This is a genomic window from Paenibacillus massiliensis 2301065 = DSM 16942, assembly GCF_000377505.1.
Lineage (GTDB): Bacteria > Bacillota > Bacilli > Paenibacillales > Paenibacillaceae > Paenibacillus > Paenibacillus massiliensis.
This window is the reverse complement of sequence record NZ_KB898199.1, coordinates 38,075-52,101: the sequence shown is the minus strand read 5'-3', so window position 1 is coordinate 52,101 and position 14,027 is coordinate 38,075. Positions and strand designations below refer to the sequence as shown.

Annotated in this window: 10 protein-coding genes; 3 read left to right on the top strand and 7 right to left on the bottom strand. The window is 49.7% G+C overall.

Features of this window, described 5'->3' with window-relative positions:
* Positions 1 to 211 precede the first annotated feature (211 nt).
* On the top strand, positions 212 to 3,235 hold the full coding sequence (locus tag D328_RS0123600) for a transglycosylase domain-containing protein (protein ID WP_018887521.1): 3,024 nt from the start codon (positions 212 to 214) through the stop codon (positions 3,233 to 3,235).
* A 125-nt stretch (positions 3,236 to 3,360) separates the two neighbouring features.
* Here D328_RS0123600 and acsA read toward each other — a convergent pair whose 3' ends face one another.
* Entirely contained in the window at positions 3,361 to 5,076 is a 1,716-nt protein-coding gene (gene acsA, locus D328_RS0123595) for an acetate--CoA ligase (RefSeq protein ID WP_018887520.1), read from the bottom strand.
* A gap of 205 nt (positions 5,077 to 5,281) precedes the next feature.
* On the opposite strand from acsA, the gene D328_RS0123590 reads away from it, so the two are divergent.
* Positions 5,282 to 5,914, top strand: coding sequence for a GNAT family N-acetyltransferase (locus D328_RS0123590; protein WP_018887519.1), 633 nt, complete (start codon positions 5,282 to 5,284; stop codon positions 5,912 to 5,914).
* Between the two features lie 142 nt (positions 5,915 to 6,056).
* Here the strand turns inward: D328_RS0123590 and D328_RS0123585 are convergent, their stop codons facing one another.
* The 4 genes from D328_RS0123585 to D328_RS0123570 form a co-directional block, all read right to left on the bottom strand.
* Positions 6,057 to 6,761 (bottom strand): 5'-methylthioadenosine/adenosylhomocysteine nucleosidase, encoded by a 705-nt coding sequence (locus D328_RS0123585; protein WP_018887518.1) that lies wholly within the window; start codon positions 6,759 to 6,761, stop codon positions 6,057 to 6,059.
* Between the two features lie 149 nt (positions 6,762 to 6,910).
* Positions 6,911 to 7,918: a catabolite control protein A gene (gene ccpA / locus D328_RS0123580; protein ID WP_018887517.1), complete on the bottom strand. Its 1,008-nt coding sequence runs from the start codon at positions 7,916 to 7,918 to the stop codon at positions 6,911 to 6,913.
* A gap of 230 nt (positions 7,919 to 8,148) precedes the next feature.
* Positions 8,149 to 8,493 (bottom strand): bacillithiol system redox-active protein YtxJ, encoded by a 345-nt coding sequence (gene ytxJ / locus D328_RS0123575; RefSeq protein ID WP_018887516.1) that lies wholly within the window; start codon positions 8,491 to 8,493, stop codon positions 8,149 to 8,151.
* A gap of 96 nt (positions 8,494 to 8,589) precedes the next feature.
* Positions 8,590 to 9,030, bottom strand: coding sequence for a hypothetical protein (locus tag D328_RS0123570; protein ID WP_025681181.1), 441 nt, complete (start codon positions 9,028 to 9,030; stop codon positions 8,590 to 8,592).
* Between the two features lie 218 nt (positions 9,031 to 9,248).
* Between D328_RS0123570 and D328_RS0123565 the strand changes: the two genes are divergently transcribed.
* Positions 9,249 to 9,776: a type 1 glutamine amidotransferase domain-containing protein gene (locus tag D328_RS0123565; RefSeq protein WP_018887514.1), complete on the top strand. Its 528-nt coding sequence runs from the start codon at positions 9,249 to 9,251 to the stop codon at positions 9,774 to 9,776.
* A gap of 625 nt (positions 9,777 to 10,401) precedes the next feature.
* Here D328_RS0123565 and ptsP read toward each other — a convergent pair.
* Both ptsP and D328_RS0123550 read right to left on the bottom strand, forming a co-directional pair.
* Complete coding sequence (gene ptsP, locus D328_RS0123555; protein ID WP_018887512.1) at positions 10,402 to 12,144, bottom strand: phosphoenolpyruvate--protein phosphotransferase; 1,743 nt, start codon at positions 12,142 to 12,144, stop codon at positions 10,402 to 10,404.
* Entirely contained in the window at positions 12,141 to 14,024 is a 1,884-nt protein-coding gene (locus D328_RS0123550) for a glucose PTS transporter subunit IIA (protein ID WP_018887511.1), read from the bottom strand. Before D328_RS0123550 ends, ptsP begins: the two co-directional genes overlap by 4 nt.
* Between the last annotated feature and the right edge of the window lie 3 nt (positions 14,025 to 14,027).

Genomic DNA, 14,027 nt, shown 5'->3' with positions numbered 1-14,027 from the left:
AAGAGCAAATCAGCTCTTTGAGGTTCTCCTTTTTTTCGTATTTATGAATGATACACTACATTGCTTGCATCAAATATTGTATTTCCCCTGCCTTTTTTTACAAATATAAGCGTTCTTGAATCGTCAGTTTTCAAAAGACAGGCTTATGTGCTTATGGGTCGAACCCATATTTTTGTGCTATAATAGTGCCTGTTAAAAGGAGGAAGACTTGATGACTGATGAGAACAAAAAAGTCCCTAAACGTCAAGTATCCCGTTGGAGGAAATTTTTCCGCGGACTGGGCATAACCATGAAATGGCTATTCGTTATAGCCTTTATGGGCATCCTGTTTGTCGGTGGAGCCGTATCAGGCTACGTCGCTTCCATCGTTAAGGATGACCCCGTGCGTTCTAGGGCTATGATCGAACAGCAGATAGGCGAAAATGCGATTACTGGCTTCGCATATTTCAATGACGGCTCACCGATCGGACAGCTTCGTACGGATGAGGACAGACGCCCTGTCAGTCTGGACCAGATTCCTCAGATCGTCATTGATTCTGTCATTGCCATCGAGGACAATCGTTTTTATGAACATAAAGGTGTAGATATCTCTGGAACACTTCGCGCTGTCAAGCAAAGGGTGCTGAATGAATCCGTTCAGACAGGCGGCAGTACACTGACCCAACAGTTGGCACGTCGAGTCTTCCTGAGTCTCGATCAGACCGAGGATCGCAAGGTGAAGGAAATCCTCCTGTCCCTGCGCCTGGAACGATTCATGACGAAGGATCAAATTATGAGTGCATATCTGAATAAAGTCCCCTTCGGCAAAGGCTCCAACGGATATAATGTATTCGGTATCAAGGCTGCCTCCAAAGGTATTTTCAATATTAATGATCTGAAGGAGCTTAACATCGCTCAATCTGCTTATCTGGCAGGTCTGCCTCAGCTTCCGACTAGATATTCTGCTTATAACAGCAAGGGTGAATTCGTTGAAGAGAACTTCAATAGGGCGATGAATCGGCAGAAGCTCGTGCTGAGCCGGATGCTGCAGGAGAACAAGATTACACAAGCTCAGTATCAGGAAGCACTGGCCTTTGACGTCAAAGGATCGCTAGCCAAACGCACCGTCAAGGCATATAACACCTATCCTTATCTAATGCTGGAAACGGAACGCCAGGCAGCACAGGTGCTAATGTCTGTTATGAACAATTCCGAGCAGACAGCGAATGCAGACACGCAAGGCAATAGCAGTGAGCGCCTGCAGGAAGCTATGGACCAACTCCGTACAGGTGGTTATCGCGTCTACACTACAATCGACAAGACGGTGTATAAGGCGATGCATACGATCTCGGAGAACGCTAACAACTTCTCTCCTACAAGCAAGACCAAGGGAATGGAACAGACGGCAGCTATCCTTATTGATCATAAAACAGGCGCCATCCTGGGAATGATCGAGGGACGGGATTTCAACGAGGAACAGATGAACTACGCTACGCAGATGGTTAGGCAGCCCGGTTCAGCAATGAAGCCCATTGCAGCCTTTCTGCCAGCTCTGGATAGTGGAGCAGTTCAGCCAGGAAGTGTCCTTGATGATTCCCCTATTATTCTGAAGAACAGCTCGAACAGCTATCATATTCCCAAGAACTCGAACAATCGTTATGAAGGACTGGTCACAGCGCGCTATGCGCTGAATAAGTCGATGAATACCGTAGCGCTCAAGATCTTCAACGAGAAGGTTGGCATCAAGGATGCTTGGGATTTTGCCAAGAAGCTAGGGATCACCACCATCGAGGATAGTGATTATCAGGCACAGACTGGGGTACTGGGTGGCATGAAATATGGCGTGACCGTTGAAGAGCTGACAAATGCTTATGGTGCGATTGCCAACGGCGGACAATTCAATGATGCCTACATGATTGCCAAGATTGTCGACTCTAACGGTAATGTTGTGTACAAGAAGGACCACGAGCCTGTTCGCGTCTTCTCACCACAGACAGCCTATCTGATGACCGATATGCTGAGAACTGTCGTGACTGAGGGTACAGGTGGACTAGTAAAGCGCAACTTCAAGCATAGCAATATTCCGATTGTAGGCAAGACCGGAACGACGCAATCCTATACGGATGTGTGGTTCGAGGGCTTTACACCAGATGTTACTCTAGGCGTCTGGGTTGGCTACAAGTATCAGGAGCATAAGCTGGAGACAACAGCTCAGAAGGAACGTGCACGCCGGCTGTGGGCCCAGATTATGAATGAAGTCGTCGAGCAGCGTCCTGAACTGTTCACTACCAAGTCATTCCCTGTCCCAGACGGGATCGTAAGCAGAACTGTATCGGCTTACAGCGGTAAGATTCCGACTGCTATGACAGATCGCTTTGTGACTGACAAATTCAACAGCAAATTCGTTCCTAAGGAACGTGACGATGGTATTTCAAGAGCAAAATATATTACCTTCAATGGTGTCAATTACATCCCTAAAGATGGCACTCCTGACGATATGCTGAAGGAACGTACAGTAATCAAGCGTGAGAAACCTATCTCGGAGCTGATTAAGGAGCTGCAGAAGGCCTTGCCTTATGTCAAAGGACGCCGAGATATCTCCTATTATCTGCCGCAGGATGCTACGGCGGATATGCCGACGGATGTCGACCCGAGATCTGATGACGGCAGTGATCCATCTCCTCCATCCAATGTAAGTGCAGGGACGAAGGACGGGAACGCCATCATTACGTTTAGCGCAAGTCCAAATAAGGATGTCGTCGGCTATAGACTCTACCGGTCTACAGGTGGAGATTTCAGACGCCAAGGCAAAGTCGTTATGGCAGATGCCAGCAAGGTGTTCACGGCAGGCACAGGCAGCTATTATGTTACAGCTGTAGACGTCGCTGGTCGAGAATCTGCGCCTAGCGCTACCGTTACTGCGGGTGCTGCTCCACCGCCTGACAGCACACCACCTGACCAGGCTGGTGAGCCTGTAGTACCTGCTGGACCTCCTTCAGCTCCAGCCGCTCCTCATGTGCAAGCAACGGCTAATGGAATCTCCCTGTCCTGGCAGGGAAATGCCTCTGCTGAAGGGATTCAAGGGTATAACGTTTACTATAGTGAGGACGGCAAAGATGCCTTTAATTTCTTAGGGACTGCTCAGAGTACCCATTTCAATTACAACTCACACAGTCTGAATAAAGGCTCATTCCGAATCAGCGCCATCAACGCAGCGGGTGAATCAGGACTTTCTCCTGCCACAAAGACTCCTTGATTTTTGAGGCCTAGATAAATAATAAAAAAAGAAACCGATCCTATGATTCGAAATGGTTGTGATCTCCATTTCATCATAAGGATGGTTTCTTTTTTTGTAGAGGATAGAATTAATAAGTGTTCATGTCAGTCCTCGATCGTCGATAGATCTCCTGTAGGCAGGTTTAGCTCCCAAGCCTTGAGTACACGTCGCATAATCTTGCCAGAGCGTGTCTTGGGCAGCTTTTCCCTGAATTCAATCTCACGGGGAGCCGCATGCGCCGAGAGACCCTCTTTTACAAATTGATATATCTCAGCCTTCAGCTCTTCTGTCGCTGCATAGCCCTCACGCAAAGCTACAAACGCCTTGATTAATTCCCCCCGGACAGGGTCAGGCTTGCCGATGACCCCAGCCTCTGCAACCGCAGGATGCTCTACCAGCTTGCTCTCTACCTCAAAGGGGCCGATCCGTTCCCCAGAGGAATTGATCACATCATCAATCCGCCCCTGGAACCAGAAATATCCATCCTCGTCCATATAGGCAGAGTCTCCAGATACGTACCAGCCCTCAAAGCGAAAATACTCCTGATACTTATCCGGGTTATTCCAGATCGCTTTCATCATGGAGGGCCATGGGGTTCGAATCGCCAGATGTCCCATATGATTCGGTGGGAGCCTGTGCCCCTGTTCATCCAGAATAGCAGCCTCAATCCCTGGTAATGGCTTACCCATAGAGCCAGGCCTGATCGCCATCTTAGGGTAGTTGCAGATGAGCTGGCCGCCCGTCTCCGTCATCCACCATGTGTCATGTATGCGCTGGCCATAAGCCTTCCAGCCCCAACGAACGACCTCCGGATTCAGTGGCTCTCCGACGGACATGACATGCCGTAGACTGGTCAGATCATATTTATCCAGAATATCCGCACTCGCACCCATCAGCATGCGAAAAGCGGTCGGTGCACTGTACCATACCGTAACCTGATAGCGCTCAATCGTGCGGTACCATTGCTGAGGGTTAAAGCGCCCTCCTCGAATGACATTGGTTGCTCCATTCAGCCAGGGTGCGAAGATTCCGTAAGAGGTTCCTGTCACCCACCCTGGGTCTGCTGTGCACCAATAGATATCATCCTCACGCAGATCAAGCACCTGTCTACCCGTATAGTAGTACTGAATCATGGCATTTTGGACATGGTACACTCCCTTCGGTTTGCCTGTCGAGCCAGAGGTGTAATGAATGATCAATCCGTCCTCCCGATCCAGCCACTCCGGCTCCAGCTCATAGGAAGCCTCATCCATCTCGTGCTTCCAGTCAATGAGTCCATCCTCTATATTCACATTGTCTCCTACTACAAAAATATGCTTCAGGTGTGGCAGCTCCTCACGCCGAATACGCGGTAACAGCTCAGGTGTCGTTATGATCGCCACTGCGGAGCTATCCTCCAGCCGATCCTTGACAGCTGTCTCCATGAACGCTTCGAATAACGGTCCGGCGATGGCCCCTACCTTCAAAATTCCTAGCAAGCCAATAATCAGCTCCGGTGAACGTGGCATGAACACAAATACACGATCCCCGCGGCCAATCTGAAATTTACGCAGTACATTACCTGAGCGGTTGGATTCCATACATAGCTGCATAAAGGTGTAGGATTCCTCACGGACATCATCAGCATAGAGCAGCGCCGTCCTGTGCCCCCGCCCCTCATATACGTGCCGATCAATGGCTTCATGTGCCATATTCACCTTGCCTGTCTTATACCAGGTGAAGTGGCGTTCTATCTCCTCCCACTGAAAACGCTTGCAGGCTTGTTCATAATTGCCCATATTGGAACCGTATACAACACTTTCCATTGATTCATTATGCATGAATTCTCGCCTCCTCACGACTGATAAATGAGATTCCTCATCTTGCTCGTTTATTTTGGCTATTGGAAAAATGTGAACTTTTTATGTCTAAATCAGTATAGCATAGCACACTTGTGACCGCTATTCTTTTCAAAGAATTGTTTTTTTGCTATAAAAAGGGGAAGACAGGTAAATCCGACATCATTTCGAGGAAAGGAGCCTGTTCATGCAGCATACGAAAATATACCAGCAGCAGCAGCTTTCGCATGCCGAAATACCATTGGTGGTGGAGGGACCGATAACGGCCGAATATTTGGAGGGACTTGAGCTCCATGAGCAGCTTGATGCCTTCCGTAGACCACGGGAGCAGCATGAGGCTTTGATGGAGATTGCCGCTCTGCCAGAAGGAAGAGTCATTATCGCCAGAACGGATTCAACCATTGTCGGATATGTCACCTTCCATTATCCTGACGAGCTGGAGCGCTGGTCGGAGGCAAATATGGATGACCTGCTGGAACTGGGAGCCATAGAAGTAGCTTCTGATTATCGCTCCACCGGGATCGGTCGTGCACTCATCCAGGCAGGCTTTCGTGAAGGACAGCTCGATGATTATATCGTATATACGACAGAGTATTATTGGCATTGGGATTTACAAGGCTCGAAGCTATCCGTGTGGGACTATCGAAGGATGATGGAGCAGCTCATGAAATGTGTGGGGATGGTCTGGTACGCGACCGATGACCCTGAGATTTGTTCACATCCTGCGAACTGCCTTATGGTCCGTGTGGGGCCGAATGTCTCATTATCCTCCGAGGAAGCCTTTGATCGGGTTCGTTTTCAGCGACGTAAAATGTATTAGCCATACATCCGCTTACAGCAAAGGTTGGTGGTGAAGTGACCTAGTGAACCTGCACATCCACCACCAACCTATTACCTTCGCTTGAAGCAGGAGTACGCTTTTGTTTCAGTATGTAGCTTCCGCGGTCAGCACGCATAGCAGCTTAGTGGATCGGGAGATGCTTGAGCATGTAATCTACGATGGCATGTGAGCGCCGGGATGCCTCTACTGTGAACTCTGCAAAGCTGGTATGGGCTGAGCCATCCGCCTTATCCGACATGGATCGGAGAACGACGAATGGGATGCGGTGCATATGGCATACCTGTGCCACTGCTGCTCCCTCCATTTCTGTACAGGCCCCTTGCATCTCCTCATATAAAGATGCTACCTTTTCCACATTGGCAATGAACTGATCTCCCGACAGCACCTTCCCAATTCGGTAATTGGCTCCGAGAACCGAACATGCTTGCTCTGCCAATTGAATCAGCGCGGGGGCGGCTGCAAATTCCGAGACTTCCTGATAAGGGATAATCCCTTTCGCGTATCCAAGCGGCGTGACATCCATGTCATGCTGCATACAGGTCGATGAAATGACCATGTCACCCACATTCAGCTCTGGGTCGACTGCACCAGCCACTCCTGTAAAGAGAATGGTCGTCGTCTGAAAGCGGTCTATGAGAATCTGTGTAGTCACCGCCGCGTTCACCTTGCCAACACCTGATTTGCAGACGACCACTCGCCGCCCCTCAATCTCTCCCTCGACATAGATAATTCCTGCCCGCTCAACTCGATTCTGTTGTTCCATTGAGGACAGCAGCAATTCAATCTCCTCATCCATCGCTCCAATAATTCCTATCACTTCACTCATTATTACGTTCTCTCCTTTTGCCTGCTGCATCTATTGAGGACTCTTCCAAGGTCTGATTTCGAAAAAAAAGCTCCCGTAAAGGAGCTTTCTTCCTGCTTGATCCCCTGCACGCAAAAGATCAAGTCATATATTGTATCTATAGGACTAATCTAGTCCACAGAGCTTACAGACAGACGCAGAATCGTCTCATGTGGCAAAATCACGCGTGGATTTTCCACATTTTCCTTCTTCATCAGCTTAGTCAACAGACGCATTGCTACCGCGCCAAGATCATACATCGGCTGCGCGACTGTCGTAAGCTGCGGCCGCACCATGGAGGCCATACGAATGTTATCCACACTAATGATGGAGAAATCATCCGGCACCTTTAAGCCTTCATCCTGAATGCTGTGAATGGCACCAATAGCCATTTCGTCTGTAGCTGCGAAAATAGCGGACGGTTTTTTCTTCAATCCAAGAAAATATTTCATCGCTTCCACGCCAGATTCATAACGATAGTTGCCAATACGCACCAGGTCCTCCTGGTACTCAATTCCAGCTGCTTCAAGCGCCTTCTTATAACCTTGGAAACGTGCATAGCCGTTAGCAGGATCTTGAAGGGTTCCACTGATCATCGCGATCTGACGGTGTCCGTGACGAATCAGTGTGCTGACTGCGTCAAATGCTGCAGCTTCGTGATCGATATCCACGGATGGATAAGAGCCCTTCTCGTCGCTCGTTGCACACAATACAATAGGTACAGCGGACGTCTGAAACGCTTGAATATGCTCGTCCGTCACCGTCCCCCCCATGAAGAGCAGTCCATCCACCTGCTTCTCTAGTAGCGTATTGATGACGCGGATTTCCTTCTCTTTACGTTTATCAGCGTTACACAAGATAATATTGTAGTGGTACATGTTAGCTATATCCTCGATACCACGCGCAATCTCCGCAAAAATCGAATTAGATATATCCGGAATCACGACACCAACGGTCGTGGTCTTCTTACTTGCGAGTCCCCTTGCGACAGCATTTGGACGATAGCCGAGGCGCTCAATAGCTTCGTACACCTTCTTGCGGGTCTGGGGCTTTACGTTAGGGTTATTGTTGACTACGCGGGATACGGTCGCCATCGACACGCCTGCTTCGCGAGCAACATCATAGATCGTTACCGTCACATTCCTTCTCTCCATTGCCGATAAATTTTCGTTGCAGTTCTCCAGGTACCGTTATGTATTTCGCATCTACCATCCGAATCGGTACTGACAGTATAATCATATCCCGGAGTTGCCTATGTACCATACTGCATAGAATAATGAGATTCAGTGGGATTTTGAAGCAATGTGTGCAAAATACTATTTTAAAACATGATACGACAAAAACCTCAATTGCGCAATGACAGGCCTTCTCAGACCTGACTCAGGGTGTCTTGAAGCGTTCCAGCTGTAATATCCGAATGAGAGGTATGCCAGACGACTGAGCCATCCTTCACAAGGATAACCTGAGGTGATTCATGCTTCACTTGAAGTACCTCAGCAGCCTCCAGAGACACTGGACGATCCTCAACCACAAGGATGATACCGTATTCAAAATTGTCGTTGGCGGAACGCAGATAATTCTCTACCTCTTGATGCGCACGGGCACTGATTGGACAGCGTGTGCTGTGCTTGAACACAAGCACAGGCTTGTCCGAAGATGCGTCCAGTACCGCGTGTAATTGCTCCGAAGTGTGGATCGGGTTCAAAGTAGCCATTGGACATGCATTCCTTTCACTGATAGTCATATTTACATGGTAACAAAAAGTGCATGCAAAATCCAATGATGGCCATGAAAATTTTCATGAAAAGTATCAAGCGTCAGTTAACAACGGATCATTGGTGCAATCCGGGAGCTGAGCCAGCCTCTCTTGAAGCTGTGACTTCCACGCCTCGTCCCCACTTTGGGAAGCAACACGATAAAGATCCAGCAAGAGATTAATCCTGTCCTGCCTTGCGGTTTCAAAGCGCTGTTCCCAATGCTCACCAGGGGCATCGGTCTCATCTGCAATGAACAGACGGATGACATCCGCCAGCTCATTCCGCTGAGCAAACGATATGCTTTGCCGGGAGGGAGACTTTCCAAGCTCCGCAATCAAGGCTTTCATACGTCCAGCAACCTGTGGCATGATCTCGTAACCACAGCATTCCTCACATACATATACAGGAACATGTCTGATTCTGACCTTGCGGGCATAGATAATCACTCGTAACTCCAGACCCATCGCCCGCCCGCAACTACAATGCTTGCGCATTTTCCAATACACCCCATTATCTAATTCTACGCCAATACATTTGAGATTCGACCTCTGGCCTTCATTTCCCTGCCTTTGTACAGAAGTTGAACAAATTGCCATACTTCGCGAAAAAAACGGATAAATTATCGAATTCCAGCACGGAGCCCTGTCCGTTTGGTGTATTACACGTCGAATGTTATATTAAAAGCATAAAGCAGAAGAAGGGATGTGTACACATGAGATTGGCTGGAAAAAAAGTAATTGCACTGGTAGATGAAGAATTCGAAGATTTGGAGCTGTGGTATCCCGTCCATCGAGTTCGCGAAGAGGGAGCAGAGGTGCATCTCGCAGGTGAGAAGAAGGGCAAGACTTACATCGGTAAATACGGGGTCCCTGCGGAGGCAGAATATGCATTCGATGAGCTGGATAGCCGTGATTATGATGGCATTCTGGTACCTGGCGGCTGGGCGCCTGATAAGCTAAGACGCTATCCGAAGGTGATCAGCCTTGTTCAGGAAATGCACGCTGATCGCAAGATCATCGGCCAGATTTGCCACGCTGGCTGGGTGCTAATCTCTGCCAAAATTCTGAACGGCGTCACTGTGACCTCGACACCGGGCATCCGCGACGATATGGAGAACGCAGGTGCCATCTGGAAAGATGAGGCTGTCGTCACTGACGGACATATCGTCTCTGCGCGCCGACCACCGGACCTTCCGCCCTATGGCAAGGCATTTTGCGACCTGCTCGCGGCCAAAGGGTAATCAATACGTTGACCGGGTCGAATATATGTGTGGAATCTCGCAAGTGGGGAGCCCTGTCGACCACCGCTAAGCTCACTGTTGGCTCGAACGAAGTTGATAAGCACATAAAAGGCTAGATCAAAGGCAGAACTTTGTTCTTCAGAGCTCCGTTGAGGCATTTGTAGCAATCTGGGGCCATGTAGGCTCATCTGTTGCATTCAGAGGCATTCTAAGCTCAGTGAGGCTCCGTTGTGGTGCGTTGAGACTCCGTGTAAGCTTTCCAGAGGCTTTGTTAAGCTTTTGTCTAGATGCGTTGAAGTTTGCTACTACCGTCCCCTGCAAAGACCTCTGCGTCACTCTGACAGGCTCCTGTAGGGCCGGATAAACTTCACCACAACTCACCTACTTGTATGCACTTCACATTCAGCTCCAAATGATAAAGGGACGTCCGCAATTCATTCTAGCGGGCGTCCCTTTCCTATTAAGAAGCTATATCTACAAAGCTATAGCTACATTGTGATCACACTCAGTCATGTTCAGCTCTGCCGAGTCAATCAACCATTGCTATTCGTTATAGTACCCATTGCCTTCACAACTAGCCGAGTGATCACCCAAGTAATGCTGTGTTGACCCGCGGCTGGTCTCGTCAGCTCTTGACCTGGTCGACTACAACCAAGCCTGCTGCAACGGTTAATTTCTCCTCAATCTGCGCTGCATATGAGATGCCTAAGCATTCTTGAGCAATCACCTTCGCCTTGGAGGCCGTAGTATTCAGCACCCGATGCTTCACACGAAGTAGAGACTGTGGCGACATACTGAGATTATGAATCCCAAGCTCCAGCCAGAGCGGAACAGAGCGCTCGTCCCCAGCCATCTCCCCGCATACACTTACCTTGATGCCAGCCCTATGCGCTGCCTGCGCTATCATTTTGAGCATCCGCAGCACAGCAGGGTGATAGGGATGATACATGTGGGCAATTTGCTCATTCATGCGGTCTACAGCGAGTACATATTGTACCAGATCATTAGTGCCGATGCTGAAAAAGTCCGCTTCCTCCGCAAGCAAATCCGCTATCAAGGCTGCCCCCGGCACCTCAATCATGATGCCCTTTTCCATACGCGGGTTGAAAGGAACACCTCGTTCCTCAAGCTCCTGCATCGCCTCCGCAAGTACCTGATTGGCTTCACGAAACTCCTCTACAGAAGAAATCATCGGGTACATCAGGCGTACATTACCAGCCGCACTCGCTCGCAAAATAGCCTTCAGCTGCGTCTTGAATATATCACGTTGATCCAGGCTGATTCGAATAGCGCGGTAGCCCAGGAACGGGTTCTCTTCCTCTTGAAGCGGTAAGTAATCCAATTGCTTGTCCGCTCCGATGTCCAGCGTGCGGATGACAACTGGGTGAGAGCCAGCCTTCTCCGCCACACGTCTGTACACCTCGAATTGCTCATCCTCATTCGGAAAAGCAGGCCGATCCATATAGAGAAACTCGGTTCTAAACAATCCAACACCCTCGGCTCCATTCTTCAGGGCCATCTCCAAATCCTTAACCGAACTTATATTCGCAGCCAGATGAATTCGCTCGCCATCCTTCGTTACAGAATCGACTGTTGCGAGCAGTTCAAGCTGTTGCTTCTTACGAAGCTGCTCTGTACGAAGCTTCGTATAGCGACGAAGTGCCGTCTCTCCAGGATTGACATATACCTTGCCGTTGTCCCCGTCCACAATCATCATATCCCCGGTCTGAACCGGCAGATTGTTGTTGCTTTCCAGCCCTGACACGAGTGGGATACCGAGGGCACGCGCCATGATAGCGGAATGGGAGGTCTTCCCGCCGATCAGCGTAACAATCCCTAGGACGTGCCCCGGATTCAGATGGGCGAGTTGAGACGGCGACAGCTCCTTAGCTACCAGAATATATGGCTGCGTGTCCTTCGGCAAGGTCACCTCAGGGGCCCCCAACAGATGCTTAAGCAAACGATTCCCGACATCCTTGATATCGAGCGCCCGCTCCTTCATATATTCATCGTCCAACAGATCGAACATCGTAACAAAATGATCAATGGCTTCCTTGACGGCTACCTCAGCAGCCTTATATTGTCGTTCAATGATGCCGCGAATTTCATTCATGAATGCAGGATCATCGAGGATGGCTAGATGAGCATCAAATATGCTTGATTCCTCCGGCCCCACGATCTCACGGAACTCATCCTTTATGGAATTAATCTCATCCTTGGAGGTCCGTATCCCTTCATACAATCGTTCAAATTCTTTGGCAAGGTCCACCGGGTCCATTCTTTGATCGGTTAAGTCCCACTCCCAGCTTGGTAGAACGAAAGCATTGCCGATGGCAATCCCCGAGGCAGCTCCTATGCCGTATATCATGTTTCAACCCCTCCAACATTCCTATCATACAGTACAACAGACATGACCGACGCTTGCCCCTTCTTCACCGTCTTGAACGGAGCGAAGCTCCATGACTTGATTCTGTCCGGATTCGTTATCACCATCGGTGTCACTAGCGAAGGCGCTAGCTGACGTAAAGCCTGCAGATCGAACTTGATCAGCAGTTGTCCTGGCTCTACCTGATCACCAGCAGCCACCAGGGCCGTAAAATGACCCTTGAGCTGTGATGTATCAATTCCGATATGCAGTAGCACTTCGATGCCGTCGAGTGTCTCGATCCCAATGGCGTGCATGGTCGGATACAGATGCATGACCGTGCCGTGCACAGGCGAGACCAGCTCTCCCTTCTCCGGAATGAAAGCTACACCGTCACCCACGAGCTTGGCAGCAAAAATCTGATCAGGAACTTCATGGATCGGAAGCATTTTTCCTTGCACCGGAGCGTTAAACAGCACCTGAGTGAGATCACGCTGCAGTAGCTTAGCAATCTCCTCCCGAATGAGCTCTGAATACGTTCCGAAGACGACCTGCACATTGCCGCCTCCCAGCTTGATCAGACCTGCCGAGCCCAGTGCTTTCATAGCTGTCGTATCAATAAGCCTGTCATTATGTACAGTCAGCCGTAGCCTTGTGATACAGGACTCCACCTGCACGATATTCTCCTTGCCTCCAAGCGCCTCCAGAATCAGCGGTGCACGGTAAGGAATGCTCCCCGCCCAGTCCTCCAGTACAGATCCTTCCTCCCGACCTGGCGTCGGAATTCGGAACGTACGGATGGCCCAGCGAAACAACACATAGTAGATTAGTCCGTAAGCGATGCCCACAGGAATGAGCAACCAGGCATTTTCTGACAAGTGGAAATTAAGCACATAATCGATAAAGCCTGCCGAGTAGGAGAAGCCATGCCTTATATCCAGCTCGTAGGTCAGCCACATGGCCAGCCCTGACAATACAGCATGCACCAGAAATAAATAAGGAGCTGCGAACAAAAAGGCAAACTCAATCTGCTCGGATACCCCTGTCAAAAAGCATACGAACGCTGCTGTGAGGAACGTCTTGCGAATCTTCGGCTTCAAATCCTCACGAGCTTCCTGAATGATCGCAATGGCTATCGCCGGAAGCGCAAACATCATAATAGGGAATAATCCTGACATGAAGTAGCCTGCTGTCGGGTCTCCACTGAAGAAGCGAGGCAGGTCACCCTGCACGATATGTCCAGAAGGCGTCTCATAGGTCCCAACCTGGAACCAGAATACATTATTCAGCAGATGATGAAGCCCAAATGCCACAAGCACCCGATACAAAATGCCATACAGGAACAGGCCAAAGCCCCCCATATGCTGCTCCAGATCAGCCAACTGTCCCAAAAGCCCCTGAAGTACCGGGGCAATGCCCAGCATCAGAAAGGCAAACAGGGCAGAGAAAAGCCCGATGACCAGTAGCACGAAGCGTGAACCGCCAAAAAACTGCAGTACTTCAGGCAGCTTGATGCTCTTGAACCTATTATGCGTGACCGCAGAAATAACGCCCAAGATAATGCCTATAAGGGTGGCTGGATGTACCAGTCCTTGCCCGAAATATTTAGTAACCTGGTCATAGATGGCCATTCCGGCCAAAGCAGCAAGCCCCGCTTGCCCTGCCTGATTCGACATGCCGAGAGCTACACCTACGGCAAAAAAATAAGGCAGAAAGTAAAAAATGCCGTTCCCGGCCGCCTGAGCCACCTCTGCAATCAGTGGCATTCCCCATTGGTTCCAAGGCAGACTCGCCAGACTAAGGAGTATGGCAGCCGCAGGAAGCACCATGGTTGGCAGCATAACCGCGCGGCCCAACCGCTGTAAGGATCCTAGCCAATTCATGGC